This window comes from Nocardia sp. NPDC023852, from assembly GCF_040639505.1.
GTDB lineage: Bacteria > Actinomycetota > Actinomycetes > Mycobacteriales > Mycobacteriaceae > Nocardia.
This window is the reverse complement of record NZ_JBFAAB010000006.1, coordinates 227,770-252,116: the sequence shown is the minus strand read 5'-3', so window position 1 is coordinate 252,116 and position 24,347 is coordinate 227,770. Positions and strand designations below refer to the sequence as shown.

Genomic DNA, 24,347 nt, shown 5'->3' with positions numbered 1-24,347 from the left:
GATGCTCGACAGCATTATGAAGGAGGACGTGGTGACGAACCCCAGGCCTAGAGCCGGCACGACGGGTGATGTCTCGTCTCGATGGGGCGGTCTGTTCCGCACCAAATCCGTCGAACAGTCGATCCGCGACACCGACGAACCCGACTCGAAACTACGCAAGGACCTGACCGCCTGGGATCTCACCGTTTTCGGTGTCGCCGTGGTGGTCGGCGCGGGCATCTTCACGCTCACCGCCCGCACCGCGGGCGACGTCGCGGGTCCCTCCATCTCGATCGCCTTCGTCTTCGCCGCGATCGCCTGCGGGTTGACCGCGCTCTGCTATGCCGAATTCGCCTCCACCGTCCCCGTGGCGGGCAGCGCGTACACGTTCTCCTACGCCACCTTCGGTGAGATCGTCGCCTGGATCATCGGCTGGGACCTGATCCTGGAGTTCGCGCTCGCCGCGTCGGTGGTGGCCAAGGGCTGGTCGCAGTACCTCGGTGAGGTGCTCGGCACCACCTCGCCGGTCGCGCACTTCGGCCCGGTGTCGTTCGATTGGGGCGCGGTGCTGCTGATCGCGGTGCTCGGCGTGCTGCTCGCGACGGGCACCAAGGTGTCCTCGCGGGTGTCGGCGGTGGCGGTGGCCATCAAACTCGGCGTGATCGCGCTCGTGCTGATCATCGGCTGCACCTACTTCAAGGCCTCGAACCTCACGCCGTATATCCCGCCGTCCCAGGCTGGGAAGGAAGGCGAGGGCCTGCGGCAGTCGCTGTTCTCCTATCTGACCGGCGCCGGGCACAGCAACTTCGGCTGGTACGGCCTGCTCGCCGCGGCCAGCCTGGTGTTCTTCGCGTTCATCGGTTTCGACGTCGTCGCCACCACCGCGGAGGAGACCAAGAACCCGCAGCGCGCGGTCCCGCGCGGCATCCTCGGCTCGCTGCTGATCGTCACCATCCTGTACGTCGCGGTATCGCTCGTACTCACCGGCATGGTGCCCTACACCGAGCTGACCGGCAAAAACGCCACATTGGCCACGGCGTTCGCCATCCACGGCGCGACCTGGGTGAAGAACATCATCTCGATCGGCGCACTGGCCGGACTCACCACCGTCGTGATGGTGATGTTCCTCGGGCAGACCCGCGTGCTCTTCGCGATGGCGCGCGACGGCCTTATGCCGCGCAAACTCGCCCACACCGGCAAGAAGGGCACGCCGGTGCGCATCACCGTCGTCGTCGGGGTGGGGTGCGCGCTGCTGGCCGGGTTCGTGGACTTCGGCACCCTGGAAGAGATGGTCAACATCGGAACGCTCTTCGCCTTCGTGCTGGTCTCCATCGGCGTGCTCATCCTGCGCCGCACCCGCCCCGACCTGCCGCGCGGCTTCCGCGTTCCGCTCGTCCCGCTGGTCCCGGTCCTCGCGGTGCTGGCCTGCCTGTGGCTGATGCTGAACCTGTCGGTGGAGACCTGGCTGCGCTTCCTGGTCTGGATGGCTATCGGCTTCGTCATCTACTTCACCTATTCCCGCCGTCACTCTGTGCTCCGGCAAACCCCCGCCGAGTAGCCCGCGAGCGGGACATGGCGGTGGCGGACCCGAGAAAGCCCCACCACCATGTCCCGGTCGGGGAGCGGGGGATAGCCTGGCGCGGTGTCGCAGCGTGAGTTGGTTGTTCTCGGGACCGCTAGCCAGGTCCCGACGAAACAGCGAAACCACAACGGTTACCTGCTTCGGTGGGATGACGAGTCGGTCCTGTTCGATCCGGGCGAGGGAACGCAGCGGCAGATGACGTACGCCGGTGTCACCGTCACCGGTCTCACCCGTATCGGCATCACCCATTTCCACGGCGACCACAGTCTCGGGCTGGCCGGAGTGGTGCAGCGGATCAATCTCGACCGAGTGCCGCATCCGGTCGACGTGTGGTTCCCGGCCTCGGGCGCCCAGTACTACGACCGACTCGTCAACGCGACCTCCTACTATCACCGCGCCGAGCTGCGACCTCACCCGGTCATCGGCCCGGGCGTGGTGGACCTGCCCGGCACGCCTTTCACGATCACCGCGGCCCGGCTCTCCCATCCGGTCGACACTTTCGGCTACCGGCTCAGCGAGCCGCCCGGCCGCCGCATCCTGCCGGACCGGTTGCGCGCCCTCGGTCTGCGCGGCCCGGTCATCTCCGAACTGCAACAGCAGGGCAGCATCGAATTCGCGGGTCGCACAATCACTCTGGACGAGATCAGCGAGCCGCGCCCCGGCCAGAACTTCGCCTTCGTCATGGACACCCGGCTCTGCGCCGGCGTCCAGGAACTGGCCGCCGACGCCGACATGCTCGTCATCGAGGCCACCTTCCTGGACGCCGACGCCCACCTGGCCACGGAATACGGCCACCTCACCGCGGGCCAGGCCGCCAGGGCCGCCGCCGACGCAGGCGTCCGCACCCTCGTCCTCACCCACTTCTCCCAGCGCTACCGCGACCTCGATGAGCACCTGACCGAAGCAGCGAAGTACTTTCCCGGCGAAATCCACATCGCCGCCGACCTCGCGCGAATCCCGCTGCCACCCCGCCGCTGAACTTCGTCCCATCGAATTCGGCCGCCGACGCTAACGATTGGCCGCCGCCAACGATCTAGTTCTCTGGGACGCCTGCCAAACACCGAGCCGAACGACCAGTCCGCACCGATCGCACCACCGAACCGACCACTACCTCGGCAACGGCCACGCCCCGCCACCCGACGAACACTCGGGATTCCGGTACACCCGTACGACTCGGTACGCTGTCCCGGACGGCCCCCATAGCCCAATTGGCAGAGGCAGCGGACTTAAAATCCGCCAAGTGTCGGTTCGAGTCCGACTGGGGGCACTACGACGCCGCAGGTAGATAGCCCTCTATCGCATCCCTGTCAGCCTCCACGGCCCCCTCGGAGAGTTGAACCCGCGACAAGGAGATCAACCGATGGCACTGTACGCGGAGATTCGAAAGCTCGAAGAGGACGAACAGCAGGTCCGATACGCCTACACCGATGTGTCGGGGGTTGAGCAGACCCTTCGTCTCGACAAGGCTGTCGAGACGATTCGGCTCGAGACTGGCGCCGATGACATGCTCTTCCGTGCAGAGTTGCCTCTGCCTGGCGGGAGGGCAAGGGGGCGCCTGATCGTCTAAATGTGCCCTGCGCGGCATCGACATGGAAGTAGGCGTCGTGACCATTGAGTACCGCGGCGATCTCGTCGAGCGGTTGAATGGCACCGGTCTCGTTGTTGACATGCATTATCGAGACGAGGAGCGTATCGGGGCGCAGGGCGGCTCTGACGTCGTCCGGATCGCGGTACCGCGCCAGCATCGGCCGATCGCGCTGACCGACCGCTCGGCGCAAGTCCGGTTCGTCCGCCGCGATACCGAAGCGCTCGACGCGGAGCGTGTCGAAACGCCGCTGGGCCCGGCGCTCGTCACGACGCCGGAGCAGACGGTGCTCGATCTTGCCCAACGTCCCGAACTGGGCAACGCCGAAACGGAGGTTCGTCCGGCGATCGAGACGCTCTACCGCCGTAGTGATTCGGCGAGGCTTACGCAGCTCGCTACGGATCAGCGTCGGGGTGCGGCGCTTCGGCGTGCGGAAGGTTGGGTGGGGCATGAGCATCGACGAACGTGACAGTGTCGCAGTTCAATTCGGAGTTTCACCCGAGCAGGTCGAGCGCGACCATCTGATCTCCCATCTGCTGGCGGCTATCAGCCGCGGGTTCGGCGACCGACTGCACTTCATCGGCGGAACTGCTCTTGCTCGTACGCATCTGGTGAGCGGCAGGCTCAGTGAGCTGATCGTCACGGAGGTATGGACTTCGACGCAGCCCTATGACGGTTTGATCGCCACCACCCTGACGTCGGCGTTCATGGTGCGAAGCTCGATCAGCAACCTGACCAGAGGTACCGGGTCGATGGTCAGGCTGCGTCGGTGCGGTGGCTGACGAAGCTCACGTGGGTGTCGTCGACGTCGAGGGCAATGTTGAGGGTGGCGTCGAGGGCATCGGCGAGTTTGGCGAGAAGGGGAAGGGTCGGGACGGTGTCGGAGCCTTCGATGCGCGAGATTTTGGCTTGTGACAGCCCAGCTCGCTCGGCGAGGTCGGCTTGGGTGAGCCCGAGTTCGGTCCGGCGGTCGTGGACGGCCTTGGCCAACGCCATGGAGAGCCGGATTTCTCGGCGGGCCTCGATGACATCGTCAGGTTCGGTGTAGCCCTCGGCGAGTTTGCGTTCCCGGAGGGTCTTCCAGCGTGCGTGGTTCATCGGTCCAGTTCTCCTTTCTCGATTGTGCGGGTGAATTCTTGATGGGCGGGTTCGTGTTCGGCTTGGCAGGCTTGCTGGGCGAGTTTCGCGCGTTTGACTTCGGCGTCTTCTCGCATTCGGGTCTTGCGGAACACGGTCAGCAGGATTGCCCGCCGTCCGGGTGCAAGCCAGTAGGTGATGCGGATGGCGGCGCCATCCACTGTCGGGCGCAGCTCTCGGACTCCGTCGCCGAGACATCGAGCGTAGGGCTCGCCGAGGGTTTCGGCTCGTTCGGCGAGGAGGCCGACGTACTCGTCGATTTTGAGGAAGTGCCTGGCTGGCAGAGCCTGCAGCCAGTCCCGCACCTCGGGCTCGATCTCGATGGCGAAGATTTCACCCACGCCAGTCAGTATATGTCGTTGGCGACATATCGCAAGCATCGCTGGGGACTGGGCGACGGGTCAGCTGGTCATCGGGCCGTCGAGTTAGTTCGTCGACGAGGCTGCCGTGCGCATGTTTGGTCCGGACGTGCTGGTTTCGTTGAGCCGGGTGGAGGACAGTCGCGGTTCTCCGGCGGGGTTCGACTCCGATTCCGGCCAGGTCGCGGAGTCGCTGTACCGGCAGGCGCTGTTGTTGTCGTTCGGGTCGACATGACCGAACAGGCATGGCCTGACTGAATCTTCGGCTGCGGCGACTGGTCCGCCGAGCATTGAAGCGCCGATAACGCGGGCAGTGAGCATGGCCCCGAGCAGGTCACGCATTCTGATCTTCCCTCATTTCCTGATACGAACGCCCCCGCCCTCCATCCTCGGGCGGAGGCGAATTTCGTGTGTAGAGTTCAATCGTCGCTGACGCTGTACCCGAGATAGAACCGTGAACGAGCTTTATAGCCCTGGCCCGGATGGTTCCGCGAACAACGAGAAACTCTGGGGCACAAGCCCGGTCGAGGCCGGATATCCCGGCTTCTGCCGGGGGGTTCTGGGTGCCGTCGACCTCAGGCATTGGTGGTCCGGTACTCGCGGTAGGGGCGTGTCGCGGCGAGGCGACGGCCGCAGTCGGTGATCCGCCAGTAGGTAGGAACCCCGTCGGTGCTGGATGCCCATCCGTCGTGAGTGAGGAAGGTTGCGGCGGCCCGCGCGCTCCCGATCACTGATACGCGCCCTCCACGCGCAGGGCATCAAGACGTTTCAGCTCGATGACTTCTCAGACGTGGCGGGCCTTAACGGCACCCCGAGATCGAGTTCCCTACGCTGTTGCCGACTCGGACCAGCCCTGTAGGAGATCTGAATGGCCCGCCACACCCCGCCTCGGCCAGTCGCAGTTGAGGAGCTGTTTCCCGAGCTGATACCCCTACGCAGAAGTACAGTGCGACTTCACCCACGTTCGGGCGACCCCACCTATCGTGATAGTTCGGTCGGAGGCCCATTGCTGTGGCCGGCCGAGGAACCCTGGCCGATGTGCACCGAAGAACCCGACGTCCATGATGCCGCGGTTCCATTCGTGCCGATCGTGCAGCTGTATCAGGCCGATGCTCCCAGCATGTCGTTCCCGCAGGGATGTGATCTGCTGCAGGTGCTGTGGTGCCCGTTCGAGCACGGTGATAGCTATTACCCGCTGCCGCGGGTCTATTGGCGTGACGCCCGCGCGGTCGACCAGGTGGCGGCAACTCCTGCGGCGCCTGGCGAAGCGCCGGAGGACCACGTTCCCAATCCGTGTGTGGTGCATCCCGAGCAGGTGACCGAGTATCCTAGCTGGGATCTGCCGGACGACGTTTGGGCCGCGCTCAAGGACCGGTTCGCGCAGCTGAAAAGCGACACGGGCTGGCGCTATCACTACCATCTTGCCGACGCCCCCGGGATCAAACTGGGTGGCTATCCGGGCTGGACCCAGGAACCGGTTTGGCCCGACTGTGACTCGTGCGGCCAGCGCATGCATCATCTCCTCACAGTGGCCAGCTGGGAGTACGACGGGGAGTCCTGGCGCACCTGGCTGCCTATCGAGGACCGGGCGGTCGACGACGCACAGGAGCCGTGGCGCTCCGAACAGGGCAAGGCGGCGTGGGATGCAGCTGGTCTGATGCTGGGAGATGCGGGTGGCGTGTACATCTTCGAGTGCCCATCGTGTCCTGGTCGCCCGATCGGTCACCGGTTCGATTGTTCCTGACCGCACACCCCTGCTGTTCTCGACTTCGAACCACCTCGGCCGGGCCGCCGGCACGGCCCCGGATCGAAGCGAACAGGTATCTACGTCCGGACCGCGTCGGGTCTGGAAGGAAGGCGTCTCGTGCACCCCTGCAGTAGCGCAGCTGAGTGCGGTCATGCCGCCTTCGCCGCTGGGTCCGGTGGATCGCCCCGCCCTGGGCACGAATCGAGAAGGCGATGGGGTCGGGCTGCCGCGCGACTATCGGGACTTCATCGATCTATACGGCGACGGGGCGATCAACGACGAACTCAGAGTCAACTACCCCGCCTGGCAGCAGGATGACACCTCGACTCTGAGCACCTTGGTGGATGTGGCCGAAGAGGACAACGGCTATGGCGTTTACGAAGCCTTGGAGGTGCCCTTTCCCGGGTATCCGGCACCGGGCGGCCTGCTGCGGTGGGCCGGCAATGACAACGGCGACATGCTTTGCTGGCTGACCGAGGGCGAGGACCCGGATGACTGGCCGGTGGTGGTGGTCTTCCGCCACATTCGCGACCCGTCGTTGCGGCGGGATGTCGTTGCACTGCTTGCCTTCTCGTCTGGCACCGGATCCAGGGCGCCGACGCGGCGCTTACGCTTCGGCGATTCCGCGGGGTCAGACGCCGCTGGCACGTCAACTGTCAGTTGGCGGGCCATCGGTGATGAAGATCGTAAGGCGCAGCACGCCGGGCGCGGTGTCAGCAAAGAAGTTCAGATAGCACAAAGACGGATCTATGAGAAACCGGACGAGATGGTCGAATGCACCCCAACGCGCCGGTGCCGACGCCTGTGGGCGTGTCATTGCCAACCACCAGCGGGCCCGCTGAGGACTTGTATCGATCGAAGACCTGCCTTGTAGTCGAAAATCGCTATGCCATAAACGATTTGAGCGGGGAGCTCTTGAGCCTCGACGGCGCTCATCGAAACCTACGGTGAACCACCGCACGCGCCTCGGGAACGCCTCCGCAGATCGAATGGACCGGCATAGAAATCACTAGCCCCAACCCCTCTGTCCGTGTCATTGTGCGACTCAACCCTGGGATAACCAATATTTATGGATAAGCCGAACACGCTCGCCGCAACTAAAAAGAGAGTAGCCCTAGTTTCGGGTCGCTACGCTATCCTCGAGCGGTCGGCTAGCATATCAGATAAAGCCACGTCGATTGCATTGAACAAAGGAGATCAATGTCAATTACCTCGTACCATGGAACTTTCTATACGGATAGCCCGGAAATTGTGGAACATATACTTAGATCATGGCTGTCGATCAACGATTTGCAGATGAGGCCGCACCGCAGGTTCCAAGTTTACTACGAGACCGACGGATTCGAACTCTATTGTTACGATGCCGGGGGGTTGGGTGCGCCCACATACTTCCTTCTCGAAGGACATATCGACGGCCTGACCGAGGTGGCGGTTGGTAGGTTTCTGAATCTTGCCGAGCACTGCAGAAGCGCTGGTCTCGAGTTCAGCGTCGACTATGAAGAAGTCGACGCTGACGGAAATCCGCTGCGTGCTGAGAAGACGATCAGCTGACCGGGACGGTAACTCGCACCGGTGACTACAGCTAACGGTCCATTGATTGGAATAGTTCCGTACCGCTGAAACATGATACGAGCCCATATGTCAGCAGAACCGATTCTCACCCCGGAACAAGCCAAGCAATACCTGATCGAAGCGTTCGGCACGAGCCGGGAATACCGGATGTACCCGTTCGAACTCGGCTGGGCGATCCACCCGATCCTGTCGAGTCGGAGGCTCACCAACAGGCAGAAGCCGCTGCGGTGTAAGCCGCAAATCGGTTACGTTGCCTTGCGCGTCCACGGTCACGCCCAACTCGCCACCGCGGGAACTGGCGCGAACGGCGATTTGTGCCAGCCCGCGTCGCAAAGTCTGGTACTTGCTCTTCCATTCCGCGACGAGCAGGCGCTGGTCCTCATTCCACTGGTTCAAATAGTCCATGACAGCACACCTCAGGCTTTCAACAGAAGACGTCAGAACATGGGCTGCGGCCCCGCGGTTATTCCCGGTAGTAAGCAACCTGATAATCGCATGATTCGTCGACAACGAAATCGGTTGGCAGATACTGAGCGAGCTTCGGTAGCTTCGATGGCGGGACGTCGTACCCCCCGGCCTCCGGGGGGTAATTGACACCGTCGATCTCGCAGCTATCGTCGAAGTGAAGGATGCCTTGCAAAGTCGGCGTGTCGAGGCCCTGCAAAGGATGGTCCCGCACCAGAAATTCGGTCTTCTTATCGAACGCTTCTAAGTACCACATATCACTTCTTCCACTGCGGCTTGTTCCACTGCGGCTTGCGCGTCGAGTCGCCAGGCTTGGTTTGAGCGCCGGTCTCGGCATCGTATTCGCCGAGATGTTTGCCGTTCTTGTTGTACTTCTCTACCGCGCCGTGTTGATAGTCCCACTCGTACGTATTCCCCTCATCATCCTTCCAGGACTTCCTTCTTCCCATCCGCTTTGTCGGCTTGGGGTTGGGGAATCCCTTCAAATCTTTGGGTGGTGTGACGTAGTGTTGTTGGTTTCCGCCACCTTTGGTGTTGGCGTTGAATTGGGTGGGGCTGGCCTCGAGTAAGGGTTGCAGTTCGGTGGCGACGCCAATAGCGGCGGTCCCTGCGGCCACCGTCACCCCTGTGAGTGCGGCGGCGGTCGCCTCGAAACCAACGAGCACGGTGATTGCGAGGCTCGCTGCGCCACTGGCGCTGGCTCCCGTAGTGACAGTTGCCCCGGGGCCACCTGTGAAGAAGCCGACGGCAACGCCCGCAATGATCGCTACGCCGAGAGCGCCGGCGAGGATTGCGAGAAGCTTGCGGTGGGCCTCCTCGATCTGATCTGCCCAGTCATCACAGGCTCTGCCGAGATTTTCGTATTGAGTCGCGACGTCTTCGACGCCGGTGAAGACTATGTCCATCTGGGCGAGCGCCTGGGGTAGCTCGTCCGACTCGAGTTCTTCGAGATCGATCCATCCCTGATCGGTCCCGCTGCTGGCCCGCCGTATGCCGGTGGCGGCCGTCCGCCAGGCGGTGCCCAGCTTTCTCAACTTATCCGGGTCGCCGTTCGGTCAAGTGTGGCCTTACAGCCAGCTGCTGATCATCTCCCAGCCGAAGGGAGGATCGGTCGCGCCGCCGAAAGCGCCCTTGAATGTCGGTGCTGTAGTAGCTGGCAGAACAGTGGGGTCTGGGTCAGGGGGCTCGGGAGGTTGCTTGTTCTGTTTCTCGACGTTGGAGTGGTTGACAGCGGTGGATGCCAGGAGGTCGTGAAGTTTGCCGAATGCGTTGACGATGTCGGTTCCCGGCCGCCACTGCTTCGAAGGCGGCCGGGTCGTAACTGCTGGCCCACGTGCGCGCGGCACTGTCGCTGCCTGCGCATCCCAGTCCGCGTCGAGGGCCGTTGCTAGCGTCTTGACTTTGGTTTCAGCACCGTCGTACGCCGTCTTATATAGTCCTGCAGCGTTGCCGACGAGGGCCGTATTCATGGTGATGGGCGCCATCAGGGCCACATTCCCTTGTTGTGTTCGACGTTGGCGAGGTAGCGCTCGCGAGCTGCTTGGGTGGCCGCTTCGAGCTCAGCGAGCGCTGTTTTCATATCCTGCATTTCGCGCTGCCAGGTGTCGTGCTTGCTCTTTTGCGCGTCGGCGGCTTCGCCGCTCCACTCGATGTGCAGCGCGGCGACTTCGCGCTCGACATCGGCGATGCGTTGTTCGATTTGCTGTCCGACTGTCTTGGCTTTCGCCACGAGTGCGAGAATTTGGTCAGTGTCGGCTGTGTAGGACGCCATCAAAAATTATCCGGATTGAATGGCATATCAGTGAGAGAGTTCGCGTTGCTGACGTCGGTATCGGTGTAGGCGTTTGCCGCCTGATGCACGAGCACAGCATCCTCGCGCAGCGTAGTTGCCACCTTTCGAGCGGATTTGACCCACTCGGTCCACAAAGCGGCGTGCGTGCTTGCGGCCTCGCCGACCCAGTCGGATGACATCAGCGTCTCGGCTTCTTTGCGCAACGCCTCGATGTCGTCCCAAAATTCGTCGGCTCTCGCTGACATACGGTCCGCTGTGGCGTGCATTTCTTGCGGGTTTGCATGCACGCGCGCGACGGTAGCACAAATGAGGACCAGCGAATTCGGGCAGCTAATGGACTCTTCCGTGAGGCACGTGCACGGGTGAAAGATGTTGGGATGCAAGCAGCCACGGCTACAATGCTGTGGCTGCTGGAACATCCAAACCGCGCGCAACGTCAGCGGTCGTGCGACCGGTATCGAGTACCCGGTGCGCCGCCTCGACCCGGTACGCGGCCATGAACCACCGCCGCTTCCTCCGAAGACGATGACATACTGGACACTCTTCCAGCAGGACCCGAGTCCCACTAAGTCGGTGATGTTCCCCGGGTTTCGTGTCGACCTCAGGCATTGGTGGTCCGGAACGCACGGTAGGGGCGTGTCGCGGCGAGGCGACGGCCGCAGTCGGTGATCCGCCAGTAGGTGGGGACTCCGTCGGTGCTGGATGCCCATCCGTCCTGAGTGAGAGATGTTGCGGCGGCCCGCGCGGTTGTCGGCGCGAGACCCGTCCAAATGCTCAGTTCCTGCGTCGTCAGCGGCTGGTCTTGAGCTAAAGCGCCGAGCACCATCGCCTGCGATCTACTGAGCGCCATCGGATTTCCTCGCCAGCGCGCGCAAGGCGTCGAAGAAATGTCGGACCAGCTCCAGGGACTGGTCCTCGCCGGCTTCCCTGAGGAGCTCGGCGGTTTCCTCGGGGCTGTAGGGCCAGCCATCGGCGCCGATGATCGACAGGGTGCCGTCGATGTGGCTGTGCCCGATGCCGATGGGCTCGTTGTCATTCGGCATGGTCGTCCCCGTCCCCGGAGCCGATGATGTAGGCCGCTGCCGACAGGTATTGCAGGCAGGAGGTGCCGTGGCCACTGTGGACGTCGGCGACGAACTGGGCCTGCTCCAGCGACCGGAATGCGCCGTCCTGCCAGCATTTACGGTGAAAGTGGCGCCACATCTCGGCGTCGGCGAGGGTGATCGTCATCGGACTGCTCGCCATGGTTTGACGATCTTGGCTTCGATGAGGACGTCGAGTGCAGCGGCTTTGTCGCCACAGGTTTCGGTGTCGCAGCCGATTCAGGCCTGCCACACCAGGTGTGCTTCCTCCGTGGTGTACGGATTATCGGGTGCGGGATGGCAAGTATCAGCGCTTCTTACGGGCCGATCGAAGAAACAGATCGTGCCGTAGAAGACGGCAGTGACTGTGAAGGCAATCACCAGAGCGATGGGCATTCCGTCTATACCCCCGGGGCGCGTTGTGTGTTCTGGAGTTGGAAGCACCCGATGCCGGGTCACAGCCTTGGTCGGATTTGAGGCCAGCCCCGGCATCGGGAGCTGAACCTCACGTTAAGAACGAGACATGTACCGATCAGGGACATTCCGTACCCCATGCCATCTGGTCCGATACGCTTTAATCCAGTGGGTAGGTCATAGGAGGGGCACCATGCAGGACCCCAGAGGTGAAGCGCCTGTCGGCACACGAATCAAGTGGCTACGCGAGCGCGCAGGCATGTCGCGCCCGGTCCTGGCTGGGCTGGTCGGGCGGTCGGCGGAGTGGATCAAAGCTGTCGAGACAAGCAGGCTCCAACCACCGAAGCTGCCGATGCTCCTCCGGATCGCGCAAGCGCTGGAGGTCAAGGATCTCGCCGAGCTGACCGGCAGCGGTCACGCCGTGTCGGTGGCGGTGTTCGCCGGCGAGCAGCACGAAGCGCTGACCGAGGTACGTCAAGCCCTCACCGACTATCGGATGGCAGCCGGTCTCCGTGCTAGCAGCATCGAGCATCTTGCGATTCGTCTAGACCAGGCGTGGAAGATTCGTCACACCAGCCCAGATCACCGAACCCAGCTAGGCGCCCTGCTTCCGGGTTTGATCAGGGACGCACAGCAGGCTGCTCGCATCCCTGGACCGACGCGCAGGAAGGCGCGGCGGATCCTGGCTGGCGTCTATCAGTTGGCGGACTTCTACGTCGCGTATCAGCCTGCCCCGGAGCTGGTTTGGCTCGTCGCGGACCGGGCAATGAATGAGGGATTCGAGGCGGATGACCCGTATGTGATCGCGTGCAGCACTTGGGCGATGGTGCAGGCGCTGCGTGACTCCGGCCGTTGGGAGGAGGCGATCAGGCTTGCGCGGGATGCGATGGATCAGCTCGCGCCCTACCTCGGCAGGGATGAGACGCCGGACGATTGGCGGGGGATCGCGGGCGCGCTCGAGGCTGAGGTGGCGTACGTACATGCTCGCCGCGGCCGTTATGGCCAGGCGTGGGAGCACTGGGAGGCCGCCGATGGGACGGCGCGGCAGCTGGGTCCGGAGTACCGGCATGTGCAGACGTCGTTCTCGATGCCGGTGATGGCTGCCCATGCCACAACCCTGGGGGTGGAGCTGCGGCGATCTGCTGAGGCGCTGCGTGCCGCGAGGGAGGTGGACGCGGAGACGATCGTGTCGGTGCCGCGCCGCAGTCGGCATTACATCGAGGTGGCCCGTGCATATTCGCAGCGGCGGGAGGCGGCTGCCGCGTTCGCGATGCTGGAAAAGGCGCAGCAGACGGCGCCCGAGACGATCCGGTACAACGGGTTCGCGCGCGAGATGCTGCGTGGGCTGGTGAAGTCTCCGCCTGCGGGGATGAGCCGCGATGTTCGGGAGCTGAGTCGCCAGGTCGGCATACCGGTTTAGACCATGCTTCACGTCGTCGATTTGCCAGTTTCTGCCAGCGGGTCAATGCTGCGGCGAGGGTGATGAAGTAATGGCTGGGCTGTTACTGCTTGGGTTTGGCCGGGGGAATGGCGGCAACACAGACGGCAAGGTCGTTGCGCAGCCGACATTGTTCTTCCGCAGACAGCGGAGAGAACATTTGCCGTTCGATGGCGCGCACGGCCACGCTGGCGGCGTGCAGCTTTTCCTGCCCGGCGCTCGTGAGCTGGGTGGGCAGCGCGCTGCCTTGGGGCGCCCGCTCGGGTCGGGTGAGCAGGCCGCGGTCTTGTAAGCCGCGGAGTACGAGGTTCATCGATTGGCGGGTGACAAACGCGCCACGGGCGAGCTCGGAGTTGGATCTTCCGGGGTATCGGCCGAGCTGTTCGAGGCAGGCGTATTGCGCCACGGTCAGCTCCAGTGGGCGCAGCACCGCGTCCATGGCGGAGTGCAGTGCGGCCTGGGCCTGTTTGAGGACGTAGCCCACCGACTGCTCCAGGTCGCCCACGATCTCCTCTTGACTCATGTCAGCATGTTGACACACACTGTGCGTGTCAACATGCTGACACCCCGGAGGTGGATGATCCTCACGAAAGGGTGCGGTCGCGCCGACTTTGGCTCCGAATTCGCGACAGCAAGGAGAAACGATGGCTGAGATCCGCAACAAGGCGGACGATGTCGAAGACATCAACCGGCGAACACGCAGCAGGCAGACACGGTCTGCCACGATCTCCGGCAGCCATACCGACATCCTCGGCAAGAAAGGCTTCGCGCACCTCGCATCTCTGGGGCCGGACGGTGAGCCGCAGTCACACCCGGTATGGTTCGATTTCGACGCCGCCCACGGGCAGCTGCTCGTCTCAACTGGCACCGACCGGCAAAAATACCGCAACATCCAGCGGGATCCGCGGGTGTCGGTCTCGATCCTCGATCCGGACGACCCCTATCGGTACCTGGAAGTCCGCGGGCGTGTCGTCGAGATCGAGCCAGATCCCGGGAAGACATTCCTGGACCAGCTCGCGCGCAAGTATCTAGAGCTGGACACCTACCCCTACGAGCAGCGACGGAATGTCGAGCGGGTGATCCTCCACATCCAGCCGGATCACGTCGTGGGCTGACCTTGCGCCCACGCCTACCGCTCGACTCCCAAGGGATCCATCCGGTTGCCGTTGACGGCGGTGGCGTCCCGCGCCGGCAGTTGTTCGGCCGCCCCGCCGCTCGATGCGGCCCGCTACCGCTCGCGAGTCGGATCGCTTCGCGAGCACGACTACGGTGGAGCGGGTGGACCTACGGATCTTTACCGAACCCCAGCAGGGGGCCAGCTACGATCAATTGCTTCGCGTCGCGATGGCCACCGAGGACGCCGGATTCGACGCGTTCTTCCGGTCGGATCACTATCTGAAAATGGGCGTGGCGTCCGGGCTGCCCGGGCCGACCGATGCCTGGATAACGCTCGCCGGTCTGGCGCGCGAAACGTCCCGGATCCGGCTCGGAACCCTGGTCACCTCCGCCACCTTCCGGCACCCGTCGGTGCTGGCCATCTCGGTGGCGCAGGTAGACCAGATGTCCGGCGGCCGCATCGAATTTGCCCTCGGTTCGGGCTGGTTCGATGCCGAGCACACTGCCTATGGCATCGAACTGCCCGATTTCGGCGAGCGTTTCGACCGCTATGCCGAGCAATTGGAAATCGTGACCGGCCTGTGGGAGACGCCGGACGGTTCGACCTTCACCTTCCTCGGCAAACACTATCGGTTGGAAGACGCTCCGGCCCTGCCGAAGCCGGCGCAGCGTCCGCGGCCGCCGGTGATCGTCGGCGGTGTCGGCAAGAAGCGCACTCCGGCGCTGGCTGCCCGATTTGCCGACGAATTCAATCTACCGTTCGTCGACTCCACCACGGCCGCACGGCAATTCGAGCGGGTGGATGCGGCGGCCCGTGAGATCGGGCGCGATCCGAAGGAGATCACTCGGTCGGTTGCGCTCACGCTGTGCGTCGGCCGCGACGACGCTGAAGTCGCCCGCCGTGCCGACACCATAGGCCGTGAGGTCACCGATCTGAAGCGGCAGAGCGAGCTGGTCGGTACCCCCGCCGAGGTGGTCGACAAGATCGGCCGCTATCGCGAGGCGACCGGTATCACCCGTCTATACCTGCAGTACTTGGATCTCTCGGACCTCGACCACCTTGACCTGGTGGCCGCCGAGATCGCACCGCAGCTGGACTGATCCGCGACGGAAGGATCTTGCCGGGTATCGACGTGCGGGAAGTAAGCCACGCGAACTCCGGCAGCGCGACCGCGACGCGGTGACGCTTCGGGAGCCGGTGCTGGTCGGCTGATCCCTCACGACCATTCGGCCCCTCACCCGAATTCCGAATTCCGGTGAGGGGCCGAAGGCGTTATAGCGCAGCTCTACTGGAGTCGGTGCGTCTAGTTGCCCTAATCGTTGCGACAGCACGCCGAGTCATCGAGTTCGCACAGCGAAGAATCCGAAGACCTTGCGGCAGCGATGCGCTGGATCCACCACGCAACCATGCAGGGTAATGCGCTGTTACCCACCGGATCCGAATCTGCTCCGAGTAGTTATCGAACCGAATCCGCTGAGGCAAGGGACGGGATTTCGCGTCCTGCCGATTCGAACGCCTTCAATGCCTCCCGCACCTCGTGAAAGCCGACCGAAACCAGTGGCAGCTCACCCGATTGCGCGGGTACGCCTAGCTGCTCGAGGAGCACGAAAGCGGCGGCATCGTCCGGCAGCGGCAAGTATCCCCGTTTGTTGTCGTCTCGAATCGTTTCGATGATGCGGTCCGCTGTGACTCCTTCGGGGATACTCGTCGTTACGCCGAGGCTCGCCACGAGTTCGTCGTGGATGCGGACATCTGCTTCCGTCAGCCATCCGCGAGCGCACGATATTCGCGCCGCAACCAACATGCCGAGTGCAATGGATTCCCCATGTGAAAGCCCATCGGCATCGCGTTGCCGGTGGTCGAGCAGTTCGATGGCATGTCCGACTGTATGGCCGTATTCGAGAACGAGACCGTCTTTTCGCTCGTATGTGTCGTTCTTCGTTACCTGCCCCTTCGCGCTGATACTGGCATCCAATAGCCACAGGAGCGACTCGGGCGCGGCTAGATTCCCCGTCGTCAAGATTTCTTGTAGTTCGGAAATAATCTCAGGCTTGATGGCCAAACAATTCTTGGCCATCTCGCAGAGTCCGGAGCGAAGTTCTCGAGGAGACAGGGTGCCGAAGAGTTCTACGTCGGTGAGTATTGCGGTTGGCGTGTAGTAGCTACCGACATGATTCTTGCCGACCCTACTATTTATGGCCTGTTTGAGCGACAGTACCGAATCCATCGCGCTGACGGTTGTGGTCGGGATATGAACCAGACGTACGCCGCGGAACAACAGACTTGCCATCAATCCCGCCAGGTTTCCCGGCACGCCTCCACCGAAGGAGACGACGACTGATCTTCGTGTGGCTCCATCCCCCAAAGCGTGCTCGATATGCTCAGCAAGAGAGGGAAGTGTCTTCATCGCCTCACCGGGCTCATGACGAAGAATCGTGACAGGCGTCCCGGTTCCCAGAGCGCGAAGCAATGCTTGTCCGTGCAGGCCGAAGACGTGATCGTCGGTAACGACCACAAATCTGTCCGCGTCGAGCGTGTGCAGGGTTTCGGCGATGGCGTCGAGACAGTTGTTGCTGAACAGGTATGGAAACGAAGACTCGCCGATCCGGATGTGGCGCTGTTGCATGGTCGGGTGCGATAAGAGTTCTTGCGCGGTCGAGGCCATTGATTCTGCTCCCAGTTGTAACTTTGCAAAGGACGGCGGGGCGATAATCGCATCGACACCCGGTCTGGCTTCTGAATTTTACAATCGGGTCCATGTTATGAGAGCAACCAGTCGGTTCCCAGTGCGGAGAATAATTCCTCTGGTTGAGTTATTACCAGAATGTATAATTCTGCTCACTCTGCTCGGGGTGGGTCCGGAGGAGGACAAAGCCGCAGGTCGCCGACGTCTTCGACGGAATCGCCGTCCACCGTCGGCCGGAGCGGTCACCGGCATATGTTTAGTAATGTTTCATCGGGGGTATTCTTGCGATGCTGTGTGGTCGTTCGTGAATAACTCGTGACGTATAGGTTTCCGTCTGGTTCGATGGTGAGTTCCTCGAGGGCACATATCTGATCAGCGGCGCTGTTGGTGTTTTCGGCGATGCGGGCGAGCCGCTGCGAAGCCATGTCGACGCCGTGTGACACCGTTGAAGAATGCTTGCGCGAAGAACATCGGCTGTTGCTGTTCAAGGCCGAACCGTTGGACGCGGAGGCCTGATTCGGGGCTACGAGTCCGCGCTCGTGGTTGCCGGGCGCGATCACCGACTGCCTCGAGTTCGCGGCTGCGTACGCTGCCTGCAGTGGAAATGTCGCTCCAATGAGCCAGCGGAATCCGCCGTCATAAACCGGACAAAACTAGAATTTATCCGGTCTTCCGGCCGGCCGACTACGAGAGGTACCTCTGGCAGCCGGACGGGTCTGTCATCGTAGGGCGGCAGATGCGCACCTGTGTGCCGTCGACTCGGCGTGCACTTGTGTCGCATTACCGCTTATCGAATTTCCGAGCATGACGTCGACTCGAGTACTCGTCATGCGGACAACTATCGGTCAGTGCGATCACGGCCCCACCGAGCGCCGTTGCTCAATTCGGCTGCACCCCGTTGTGCACCGCAGGGGCCGCAATCGTTCTCACCTACTGGTCTTCACCGACCTGGTGGCAGGTTGGGGCGAGGTGTGGTGTCTTCCTTGTTGTGATCGGTGTCAGTAGACTGACTCAAACGTTATGAGGGCACCTGTGCTCGTTCGACCTTTTCCGCGCATGTGACGCACGGAAACGCGCAAGCCGCTGGAGGATTGCTCATGGCACTTTCTGAGCAGTACCTCGTGCAGGAGGCCGACACCGCCGTGGTCTCGGCCCGCGAGTCCACCGACTTCTGGGTCGAGCACATCCTCCGTAACCAGGGCACCCTGCAGTTCCGTTTCGGCAGTGCGTCGACATTCCACGGCAGCACGAGGGCCCAACACTACGCGGACTACCAGTTGATCGGCTTTCGGTCCGCCAGCATCACCTACTCACGAACGCGCACAGATATACGCCGGGATGACGATGCGAGCCTGCGCATAATCGTTCCGACCCGGGGCGCAATGAATTTACGACAAGACGACAGCACCGTTCAGGTCGTGCCCGGACAGGGCGCACTGGTCACGAAAGCACGTCCGGTCGATGTCGCACAGCCGCAGAACGCACAAGGGTGGGTGATGAACATCCCTGCCGGCGCGCTGCCTCTCGCCGCCGGCGCCGGACCTGCGGTGATCGACCTGAGACAGGGCCTGGGATCGGTCGCCTTCGGCATGATCGGCGAGCTCAGCAAGCAGCGCAACGTCATTGATGGGCCCGGCTTTGCCACGACGTGCGATGTGATGATCGATCTGTTCAGACTGTGCCTGCGTCCCGGTGACAAGTCGCCCACCACTCTGGCAGCAGTCGACACCGCGGTCCGTGACTACATCCGCCGACACGCCACAGACCCCGAACTCACCCCGACCCTGATCGCGCACAACCTCGGTTGGTCACTGCGACAGATCCAGCTGGCACTGCACGGCACCGGTACGACACCGAGTCAACTGATTCGCACTGAGCGGCTGGACCGGGCACGCCGCCATCTTCGGGAGGCTTCTGCCGACCGGACCGTAGCCGAAATCGCCTACGCCAGCGGTTTCAGCTCGCTCAGTGCCTTCGGCGCCTCCTTCAAGGAACGGTTCGGATTGACACCGCAAGAAGCACGCCGCCGCTGAAACAGTGGGTGGTGTCGGGATCCACGGAGTTCAGGCGCGAGCCGGTCTGATCGGGAGGCTCAGCGAGGGGAGGACGGCTGCGGGGATGCCGCGGTGGAGAAGAGCCGGGATGCGCTCCAGTACTCCGCCCGCGAAGATGTCGTAGAGCGGGAGGGTTTCCAGGTGGACGTAGCCGATGTGGCAGTCGCATTCGGTGCGGGGGCAGGAGCGGGGGGTGAGGGCTCGGCGGTAGGTGTTGTCGTAGAGGTTGCCCAAGGGGGTGGGGACGAAGTGGCAGCGGCGGACAGTGCCTTCGCCGTCTACCGAGATCACCGAGGAGCCGGTGCGGCAGGGTAGGCCCGCTGAGCGGTGGGGGTGGCGGCTGAAGGGGAAAAGCGGGTCGACGGCGGTCCAGGTGGACGCGGCTTCGTCGGTGTAAGTGTGGCCTTCGGCGGCGTTGATCCACAGGTAGATGTGGTCGGGCAGGTCGGCGCGCAGGCGGCGGGCGTGGTCGAGATGGTCGGGTAGGCCGACTATTCCGACGCTGAAGCGTACGCCGGCGCGGCCGAGGTGGGCGGTCTTGTCGAGGAAGCGGTCGTAGGGGGTCTGGTCGGGGTGGTAGGTGCACCAGAGGGCGACGGTGTCCAGGTCGGCGTCGGCGAGCCATTCGGTGCGGCAGCTCAGGTTGGTCTGGATGGCGACGCGGTTGATGTGCGGCTGCCGGGACAACTCGACCAGCGCGCGGCGGTACCAGGATCGTACGAGTCCTTCGCCCCACGGGGTGAACAGGATCGAGAGGCGATCCTCGGTCTGTGCGCACGCCCACCGGGTGAATCGTTCGAGGGCGGTGCGGTCGGCGCGGAGCTGGGTGGTCGAGTCGCGGCGCTTTGCGAAGGGGCAGTATGGGCAGTCGTAATCGCAGGAGGCCAGGGGGCCACGGTAGAGAATAGTGAGATCCACTGTTGGTCACCGATGTTCGTAGGCGGCCATCGCGGCGCGGACCGCGGGGGAGAAGAATTCGGGGCCGATGGCGTCGGAGTAGGCCAGGCCCTCGGGGGTCAGACGCAGGTGGCCTGATTCCGGGTCGGCGAGCCAGCCACGCTCGGCGAGGGCGTCCAACTCGGCGGGGAAGCTGTCGCGCGGTTCGTGACCGAAGCGCTGCCGGTAGTCTGCCACCGCGAAACCCTCGGCTTGGAGCAGGGATTGCAGCACATACCGCCGCTCGGCCTCGTCGCCGTCGATCTGCCGTCCGTAGACGGCGCGGGTGAAATCGGCGGTGGCCGTGTAGGTGTCGATGATCGCACGCACCTCGCGCGGGGCGACGGCGTAGTCGAAGGAGTAATGCGTTCCCGACGTGTAGGAGCGGGCTCCGCAGCCGAGACCGATCATGCCGTCGGTCTGGCAGGCGTAGTCGTCCGGCCCCTGGGGCGGTGCGTCGGTCCGGCGGAACATGCGCATGGAGATCTGCGCGTAGCCTCGGGCGAGCAGGTGGTCGCGGCCCTCGGCGTAGCGACGGAGCCGTTGGTCGTCCCAAACATGTTCGGCCGCAGCGGGATCGGCGTGCCGATTCAGTCCGGTGAGCGGACGGACGTAGAGCGGGTAGAGGTAGATCTCCTCGGGCCGCCACGCCAGCGCGGCGTCGAGCGACTCTCGCCACGTCGCCGCGGTCTGACCGTCGATGCCGTAGATGAGGTCGATGTTGAGGACGGGTATCGCGACGTCGCGGATGCGGTCCAGCGCCGCCTCGACGTCCGCGCGTCGCTGCGGTCGCACAGCGGCGCGCGCCTCCTGTTCGAGGAAACTCTGCACGCCCAGACTCAGCCGTGTCGTCCCGCGTTCGGCCAGCACGGCGAGACGATCCGCGGTGGCGGTGGCGGGGGACGCCTCGACCGAGAGCGGGATGGCGCGCAGGTCCGCGCCCATGATGTCCTCAGCGGTATCGAACAGTCGGGTCAGTTCATCGGCCTCGAGGAAGGTGGGGGTGCCGCCACCGAAAGCGGCGGTGGCGAAGTGCGGTGTTTCGGCGTCACCCAGTGCCGCGCGGACAGCCTCGGCCTGGCGGGTCAGCGCGTCCAGATAGCGCCCGGTGAGGCCGTCGGGCGAGCCGACCCGGGTGAACAGATTGCAGAATCCGCAGCGCACCTCGCAGAACGGAATGTGCAGATACAGCGAGAGGGCTCGTCGCGATTCACCGGCCCAGAGGTCGGCGAGCGCGGGCCGCGGTGTGAGCGGGCGGTAGGCGGTCTTGTGCGGATAGGCGTAGACGTAGTTCTGATACGGCCGGGGCAGGGTGATCGTGCGTGTCATGTGGGTGGCTCCAGGAAGAAATGTCCGTAGGGAACCGTCCAGACGGATTCGTGTCCGAGCCGGTGGCCGGTGTAACCGTCATCGCCGTAGGCCGTGCCGTGATCGGAGCAGACGATGGCGAAACAGCGCCGCCGCGAACGCATCACGTCGAACAGTCGGCCCACATGCCGGTCGACGTATTCCAGTGCGGCGGCGTGGGTGCTCATGTTGTCGCCGGTGTCGCGGGTAGCGCCGGGCAGGTGGAACCAGTTGGGCTGGTGGAGGGCCGAGACATTGACGAACAGGAACAGCGGCCGCTCGGCGGGCAAGGCGGCCACGAGCCTTTCGGTACACGCCACCTGAGCTTCGAACGAGGTGGGTGATGCCACGGAGAACTCCGATTCCCAATGACTTTCGGCGAACAGGCCGGGCAGGACATTGCCCAGCGCTCCCCGTTTGTTGAAGAAGCCGACGCCGCCGACGCAGGCCGTGTGATATCCGCGCGCGGCGAGTGCGCTCACCAGATCGGGTTCGTCGAAGACGAAGGTGCGCTCGGCGGTGGTCTCGCTTCCCGCGAATCGCGCGGCGAACAGCCGTGGGTGCGGGCCCGGCATCGCGGGCGTCGGAAGGAATCCTGCGAAGATGGCGTGATGCGCGGCGTAGGTGAAATTGCCGGGGGCGTGGCACTTCTGCCAGACGTTGCCGGGAAGATGGGCCGTCAGATTCGGCAGACGTCCCGCCGCCGCCGACTCGACCGCGACGTCGTAGCGCAGGGTGTCGAGGGTGAGCAGCAGCAGGTCGTCCCGGCCGACGACGGTCTTCATATCCGGCTGGGATAGTTCGGGTTCCGAGGTCGTCACAGCGGGACACCCCTGAGCGCGCCGACCAGCTCGCGCGAACTGGTCTGTCGTGCATTGTGATAGCGGCTGGTCGCGGCGATGACCTGCGCCGTATAGGTGTCGAGTCCGGCGGCGGGTCGCTCGGGCAGCCCGGTGAGCCGGGGCAGCAGATCCCCGAACGCGTTGACCTCACCCACCACGAAGCGTCGCCAACCGACCGCGGGCAGCAGATCCACGCCGACGCACAGCGTGGTGGGGAAACAGGCCGCGGCTCGTTCGCAGATCGACAGTGCCTTCGCCCAGTGGTCGCCGGCGGCGGCGCGGAAGGCCGCGAGATCACCACGCGCACCGCCGAGATGCAGGTTGGTCAGCGGTGCGCGGCTCGTCCTGACGACGACGTGGGTGGCGCGCCCGCCGATCACCACGACACGGAGATCGGCGGACCGGCCGTCCTGGGAAACCTTGGGAATCCAGCGCTCCAGGTGCAGTCCGTCCGGGGCCAACCGGTCGACGATGGACGCGATCTCCCGTTCGGAGGTATAGCGCCGGATGCGCAGCGAGTTGTGCAGATGACCTTCCGTCGTGATCTCCACCGAGGTGGTCGCGCGCAGCCGTCCGTCGCGGGTGGATTCGATGGCGAGGACACCCGAGGCCGACGATCCGTGCGCGAGTTTGACGAACACGCGCGGCATTCCGGCGTCGCGCATATGGGCGCGCACATCCGCCCACCCGCGCACGGGAGCGCGTCCGCCCGAGGTGGGTGAGGACGGAACCGGCACACCCGCGTGTGACAGCCGGGCGTGGCACAGCCGCTTGTCGAACAACACGGCCAGGTCTTCGGTGTCGTCGAGCCGGAATCCGCCGTGCAACGAGCGCACCGCGTCGAGGAACCGCGTGTACCAGCGGGCCGAACCCTCGACCCGCGTCGGTTCGTAGGTCTCGCGCAACAGGCGATCCACCTGTGCGTTCTCACCGGGGGAATCCAGACGCACGACCTCGTCGTCGGCGAAATCGTGGCGGCCTTCGCGCAGCACGTCACGCCATTCGACGACCCGGATGGTCGCCGCCCCGGCGGAGCGGGCGGCCTCGGTGAACATCTGGACGCGCCGGTTCTCGCCGTTGCCGACGATCACCCAGCGCGGCGGGAGCGGCGGTGTCGCGGACGCGTACACGGCTCACTCACCGACGGAGACGAACCGCCACACGGTGCCGTCTTCCTCGTCGCTGTCCTCTTCGGCGTCGTCGGAGTCGAGTTCGAGGCGCACGCCCGCGGGTTCGAGAGTCTCGCGTAGCTTGGTGCGCATCGCGTCGGACAGGTAGTTGTAGTGCATGTCGAGGACGCTCAGATGGCTGAGCGGCTGACCGGAGAGCAGGGCCGCGACACCGTCGTCGGTCAGCACGCCCATCGAGACGTCCAGGCTGTCCAGCCGGGCCACCACGGGCGCCGCCGCGAGCGCGGTGCAGATGTCGTCCTGGGTCTCGCTGTTGCGCAGGGCCAGATGCTTCAGTGCGGGCAGCCGGTCGCCCGACAAAATCGGCGCGAGATCGGCCACCTCGCTGTCGCCGCCGTACTCCGAGGTGCCGAGCCACAGGTCGAGGTGCGTCAGCGCGGGCAGGTCGCTGGCCGCGATTCCGCGCACGACCGAGGCGGGCAGACCGCCCGCCTCGACGACGAGGGTGTGCAGCCGCTCATGCCGCACGGCGGGGAACTCCAGGTTCTGACCGCCGCGCACACCGAAGACCTCCAGCTCGGGGAAATTCTCGAGCAGCGGGGTCACCAGACCTTGGTTGATCCAGGAGATCTCGCATTCCTCCCCGACAATGTCGCCGAGGAACAGTGCGCGCAACGCGGGCAGGCGGTCCTTTGCCGCGCACAGTGCCTCGATGACCTCGTCGGGACCGTTGTCGTACACGTCCTTCCACGTCCCGACGATCAGGGCGGTCACCTTCGCTGTGTCGACGGCGGACAGGAAGCGGGTGAAACATTCCCCCCACGTCTCCTCGGCGTCATAGGTGTCGACGCTCAACCGCCATGCGACCGAGTCCGGCTCCGGTAGGACGACCGCCTTCTTCTCGTCGGTCTCGGCATCGGGAAAGGTGAAGGCGGGTAGGCTGCCGAACTCCTGCAGATGGTCACCGATGGTCATGTGATGTGCCCGCCCCTTCCGGCAGTGCCCGTGATCGTCAGGAGGTTTCTACCAAGTCGTACCGACACAGGGCGACTCGGGCGGTCTGTCGGTGCCGGGCGCTACGGT

Annotated in this window: 29 protein-coding genes, 1 tRNA gene and 2 pseudogenes; 15 read left to right on the top strand and 17 right to left on the bottom strand. The window is 64.1% G+C overall.

Annotation, left to right across the window (positions count from 1 at the left end):
• The first annotated feature begins 31 nt into the window (after nucleotides 1-31).
• From AB0H00_RS13795 to AB0H00_RS13780, 4 genes are all read left to right on the top strand, one after another.
• Nucleotides 32-1,537 (top strand): amino acid permease, encoded by a 1,506-nt coding sequence (locus AB0H00_RS13795; protein WP_357265481.1) that lies wholly within the window; start codon nucleotides 32-34, stop codon nucleotides 1,535-1,537.
• Nucleotides 1,538-1,621: 84 nt separating this feature from the next.
• Entirely contained in the window at nucleotides 1,622-2,539 is a 918-nt protein-coding gene (locus AB0H00_RS13790) for a ribonuclease Z (protein ID WP_357265479.1), read from the top strand.
• 215 nt (nucleotides 2,540-2,754) lie between these two features.
• Nucleotides 2,755-2,828, top strand: a tRNA-Leu gene (locus AB0H00_RS13785).
• Between the two features lie 93 nt (nucleotides 2,829-2,921).
• Nucleotides 2,922-3,128, top strand: coding sequence for a hypothetical protein (locus tag AB0H00_RS13780; protein ID WP_357265576.1), 207 nt, complete (start codon nucleotides 2,922-2,924; stop codon nucleotides 3,126-3,128).
• Nucleotides 3,129-3,177: 49 nt separating this feature from the next.
• On the opposite strand, the pseudogene AB0H00_RS13775 reads toward AB0H00_RS13780, so the two are convergent.
• Nucleotides 3,178-3,279, bottom strand: a pseudogene (locus AB0H00_RS13775) (aminotransferase class V-fold PLP-dependent enzyme); the annotation flags it as partial.
• Here AB0H00_RS13775 and AB0H00_RS13770 point away from each other — a divergent pair.
• Complete coding sequence (locus tag AB0H00_RS13770) at nucleotides 3,253-3,615, top strand: type IV toxin-antitoxin system AbiEi family antitoxin (RefSeq protein ID WP_357265566.1); 363 nt, start codon at nucleotides 3,253-3,255, stop codon at nucleotides 3,613-3,615. The pseudogene AB0H00_RS13775 and the gene AB0H00_RS13770 overlap by 27 nt on opposite strands.
• A pseudogene (locus tag AB0H00_RS13765) lies at nucleotides 3,596-3,778 on the top strand (nucleotidyl transferase AbiEii/AbiGii toxin family protein); the annotation flags it as partial. The gene AB0H00_RS13770 and the pseudogene AB0H00_RS13765, both read left to right, overlap by 20 nt.
• Nucleotides 3,779-3,902: 124 nt before the next feature.
• Here the strand turns inward: AB0H00_RS13765 and AB0H00_RS13760 are convergent.
• Both AB0H00_RS13760 and AB0H00_RS13755 read right to left on the bottom strand, forming a co-directional pair.
• A complete protein-coding gene (locus AB0H00_RS13760; protein WP_357265478.1) occupies nucleotides 3,903-4,244 on the bottom strand; it encodes a helix-turn-helix transcriptional regulator in 342 nt (113 codons plus the stop codon).
• A complete protein-coding gene (locus tag AB0H00_RS13755) occupies nucleotides 4,241-4,624 on the bottom strand; it encodes a type II toxin-antitoxin system RelE/ParE family toxin (protein ID WP_357265476.1) in 384 nt (127 codons plus the stop codon). The genes AB0H00_RS13760 and AB0H00_RS13755 overlap by 4 nt, the downstream gene beginning before the upstream one ends.
• A 106-nt stretch (nucleotides 4,625-4,730) precedes the next feature.
• Between AB0H00_RS13755 and AB0H00_RS13750 the strand changes: the two genes are divergently transcribed.
• The 5 genes from AB0H00_RS13750 (at nucleotide 4,731) to AB0H00_RS13730 (ending at nucleotide 8,555) form a co-directional block, all read left to right on the top strand.
• Nucleotides 4,731-4,877, top strand: coding sequence for a hypothetical protein (locus AB0H00_RS13750; RefSeq protein WP_357265474.1), 147 nt, complete (start codon nucleotides 4,731-4,733; stop codon nucleotides 4,875-4,877).
• 846 nt (nucleotides 4,878-5,723) lie between these two features.
• Nucleotides 5,724-6,386, top strand: coding sequence for a hypothetical protein (locus AB0H00_RS13745; RefSeq protein ID WP_357265472.1), 663 nt, complete (start codon nucleotides 5,724-5,726; stop codon nucleotides 6,384-6,386).
• A gap of 154 nt (nucleotides 6,387-6,540) precedes the next feature.
• On the top strand, nucleotides 6,541-7,263 hold the full coding sequence (locus AB0H00_RS13740) for a hypothetical protein (protein WP_357265470.1): 723 nt from the start codon (nucleotides 6,541-6,543) through the stop codon (nucleotides 7,261-7,263).
• A gap of 326 nt (nucleotides 7,264-7,589) precedes the next feature.
• On the top strand, nucleotides 7,590-7,940 hold the full coding sequence (locus AB0H00_RS13735) for a hypothetical protein (protein WP_357265468.1): 351 nt from the start codon (nucleotides 7,590-7,592) through the stop codon (nucleotides 7,938-7,940).
• Nucleotides 7,941-8,027: 87 nt separating this feature from the next.
• On the top strand, nucleotides 8,028-8,555 hold the full coding sequence (locus AB0H00_RS13730; protein WP_357265466.1) for a hypothetical protein: 528 nt from the start codon (nucleotides 8,028-8,030) through the stop codon (nucleotides 8,553-8,555).
• A gap of 128 nt (nucleotides 8,556-8,683) precedes the next feature.
• Here the strand turns inward: AB0H00_RS13730 and AB0H00_RS13725 are convergent, their stop codons facing one another.
• The 7 genes from AB0H00_RS13725 to AB0H00_RS13695 form a co-directional block, all read right to left on the bottom strand.
• Nucleotides 8,684-9,460, bottom strand: a complete 777-nt coding sequence (locus tag AB0H00_RS13725) for a colicin E3/pyocin S6 family cytotoxin (protein ID WP_357265464.1) — start codon at nucleotides 9,458-9,460, stop codon at nucleotides 8,684-8,686.
• A 33-nt stretch (nucleotides 9,461-9,493) separates the two neighbouring features.
• Nucleotides 9,494-9,910 (bottom strand): hypothetical protein, encoded by a 417-nt coding sequence (locus AB0H00_RS13720; RefSeq protein ID WP_357265462.1) that lies wholly within the window; start codon nucleotides 9,908-9,910, stop codon nucleotides 9,494-9,496.
• Nucleotides 9,910-10,197 (bottom strand): WXG100 family type VII secretion target, encoded by a 288-nt coding sequence (locus AB0H00_RS13715; protein WP_357265460.1) that lies wholly within the window; start codon nucleotides 10,195-10,197, stop codon nucleotides 9,910-9,912. The genes AB0H00_RS13720 and AB0H00_RS13715 overlap by 1 nt, the downstream gene beginning before the upstream one ends.
• Nucleotides 10,197-10,505: a WXG100 family type VII secretion target gene (locus tag AB0H00_RS13710; protein ID WP_357265458.1), complete on the bottom strand. Its 309-nt coding sequence runs from the start codon at nucleotides 10,503-10,505 to the stop codon at nucleotides 10,197-10,199. Before AB0H00_RS13710 ends, AB0H00_RS13715 begins: the two co-directional genes overlap by 1 nt.
• Before the next feature lie 314 nt (nucleotides 10,506-10,819).
• A complete protein-coding gene (locus AB0H00_RS13705) occupies nucleotides 10,820-11,068 on the bottom strand; it encodes a hypothetical protein (protein WP_357265456.1) in 249 nt (82 codons plus the stop codon).
• Complete coding sequence (locus AB0H00_RS13700) at nucleotides 11,055-11,261, bottom strand: hypothetical protein (RefSeq protein WP_357265454.1); 207 nt, start codon at nucleotides 11,259-11,261, stop codon at nucleotides 11,055-11,057. The genes AB0H00_RS13705 and AB0H00_RS13700 overlap by 14 nt, the downstream gene beginning before the upstream one ends.
• The gene (locus tag AB0H00_RS13695) at nucleotides 11,251-11,463 is read right to left on the bottom strand and encodes a hypothetical protein (protein WP_357265452.1); all 213 of its coding nucleotides are present in this window, start codon (nucleotides 11,461-11,463) and stop codon (nucleotides 11,251-11,253) included. The genes AB0H00_RS13700 and AB0H00_RS13695 overlap by 11 nt, the downstream gene beginning before the upstream one ends.
• A 444-nt stretch (nucleotides 11,464-11,907) precedes the next feature.
• Here AB0H00_RS13695 and AB0H00_RS13690 point away from each other — a divergent pair, with 444 nt between their 5' ends.
• A complete protein-coding gene (locus AB0H00_RS13690) occupies nucleotides 11,908-13,134 on the top strand; it encodes a helix-turn-helix transcriptional regulator (protein ID WP_357265450.1) in 1,227 nt (408 codons plus the stop codon).
• A gap of 82 nt (nucleotides 13,135-13,216) precedes the next feature.
• On the opposite strand, the gene AB0H00_RS13685 is transcribed toward AB0H00_RS13690, so the two are convergent.
• The gene (locus tag AB0H00_RS13685) at nucleotides 13,217-13,675 is read right to left on the bottom strand and encodes a MarR family transcriptional regulator (protein WP_357265448.1); all 459 of its coding nucleotides are present in this window, start codon (nucleotides 13,673-13,675) and stop codon (nucleotides 13,217-13,219) included.
• 121 nt (nucleotides 13,676-13,796) lie between these two features.
• Between AB0H00_RS13685 and AB0H00_RS13680 the strand changes: the two genes are divergently transcribed.
• Nucleotides 13,797-14,267 (top strand): PPOX class F420-dependent oxidoreductase, encoded by a 471-nt coding sequence (locus AB0H00_RS13680; RefSeq protein ID WP_357265446.1) that lies wholly within the window; start codon nucleotides 13,797-13,799, stop codon nucleotides 14,265-14,267.
• A gap of 163 nt (nucleotides 14,268-14,430) precedes the next feature.
• Nucleotides 14,431-15,369, top strand: coding sequence for an LLM class F420-dependent oxidoreductase (locus AB0H00_RS13675; RefSeq protein WP_357265444.1), 939 nt, complete (start codon nucleotides 14,431-14,433; stop codon nucleotides 15,367-15,369).
• A gap of 356 nt (nucleotides 15,370-15,725) precedes the next feature.
• On the opposite strand, the gene AB0H00_RS13670 is transcribed toward AB0H00_RS13675, so the two are convergent.
• Nucleotides 15,726-16,934: a 2-deoxy-scyllo-inosose synthase gene (locus AB0H00_RS13670; RefSeq protein WP_357265442.1), complete on the bottom strand. Its 1,209-nt coding sequence runs from the start codon at nucleotides 16,932-16,934 to the stop codon at nucleotides 15,726-15,728.
• A 1,118-nt stretch (nucleotides 16,935-18,052) separates the two neighbouring features.
• Between AB0H00_RS13670 and AB0H00_RS13665 the strand changes: the two genes are divergently transcribed.
• On the top strand, nucleotides 18,053-18,988 hold the full coding sequence (locus AB0H00_RS13665; RefSeq protein ID WP_357265440.1) for a helix-turn-helix domain-containing protein: 936 nt from the start codon (nucleotides 18,053-18,055) through the stop codon (nucleotides 18,986-18,988).
• Nucleotides 18,989-19,018: 30 nt separating this feature from the next.
• Here AB0H00_RS13665 and AB0H00_RS13660 read toward each other — a convergent pair whose 3' ends face one another.
• From AB0H00_RS13660 to AB0H00_RS13640, 5 genes are read right to left on the bottom strand one after another with little or no spacing between them, the layout of a single operon-like run.
• Complete coding sequence (locus AB0H00_RS13660; protein WP_357265438.1) at nucleotides 19,019-19,927, bottom strand: STM4011 family radical SAM protein; 909 nt, start codon at nucleotides 19,925-19,927, stop codon at nucleotides 19,019-19,021.
• Nucleotides 19,928-19,933: 6 nt separating this feature from the next.
• Complete coding sequence (locus AB0H00_RS13655; RefSeq protein WP_357265436.1) at nucleotides 19,934-21,274, bottom strand: STM4012 family radical SAM protein; 1,341 nt, start codon at nucleotides 21,272-21,274, stop codon at nucleotides 19,934-19,936.
• Nucleotides 21,271-22,113 carry an STM4013/SEN3800 family hydrolase gene (locus AB0H00_RS13650; protein ID WP_357265433.1) on the bottom strand — a complete coding sequence of 281 codons (843 nt, stop codon included), beginning with the start codon at nucleotides 22,111-22,113 and terminating at the stop codon, nucleotides 21,271-21,273. The genes AB0H00_RS13655 and AB0H00_RS13650 overlap by 4 nt, the downstream gene beginning before the upstream one ends.
• The gene (locus tag AB0H00_RS13645) at nucleotides 22,110-23,264 is read right to left on the bottom strand and encodes an STM4014 family protein (protein ID WP_357265431.1); all 1,155 of its coding nucleotides are present in this window, start codon (nucleotides 23,262-23,264) and stop codon (nucleotides 22,110-22,112) included. The genes AB0H00_RS13650 and AB0H00_RS13645 overlap by 4 nt, the downstream gene beginning before the upstream one ends.
• Before the next feature lie 3 nt (nucleotides 23,265-23,267).
• Nucleotides 23,268-24,239 carry an STM4015 family protein gene (locus AB0H00_RS13640; protein ID WP_357265429.1) on the bottom strand — a complete coding sequence of 324 codons (972 nt, stop codon included), beginning with the start codon at nucleotides 24,237-24,239 and terminating at the stop codon, nucleotides 23,268-23,270.
• Between the last annotated feature and the right edge of the window lie 108 nt (nucleotides 24,240-24,347).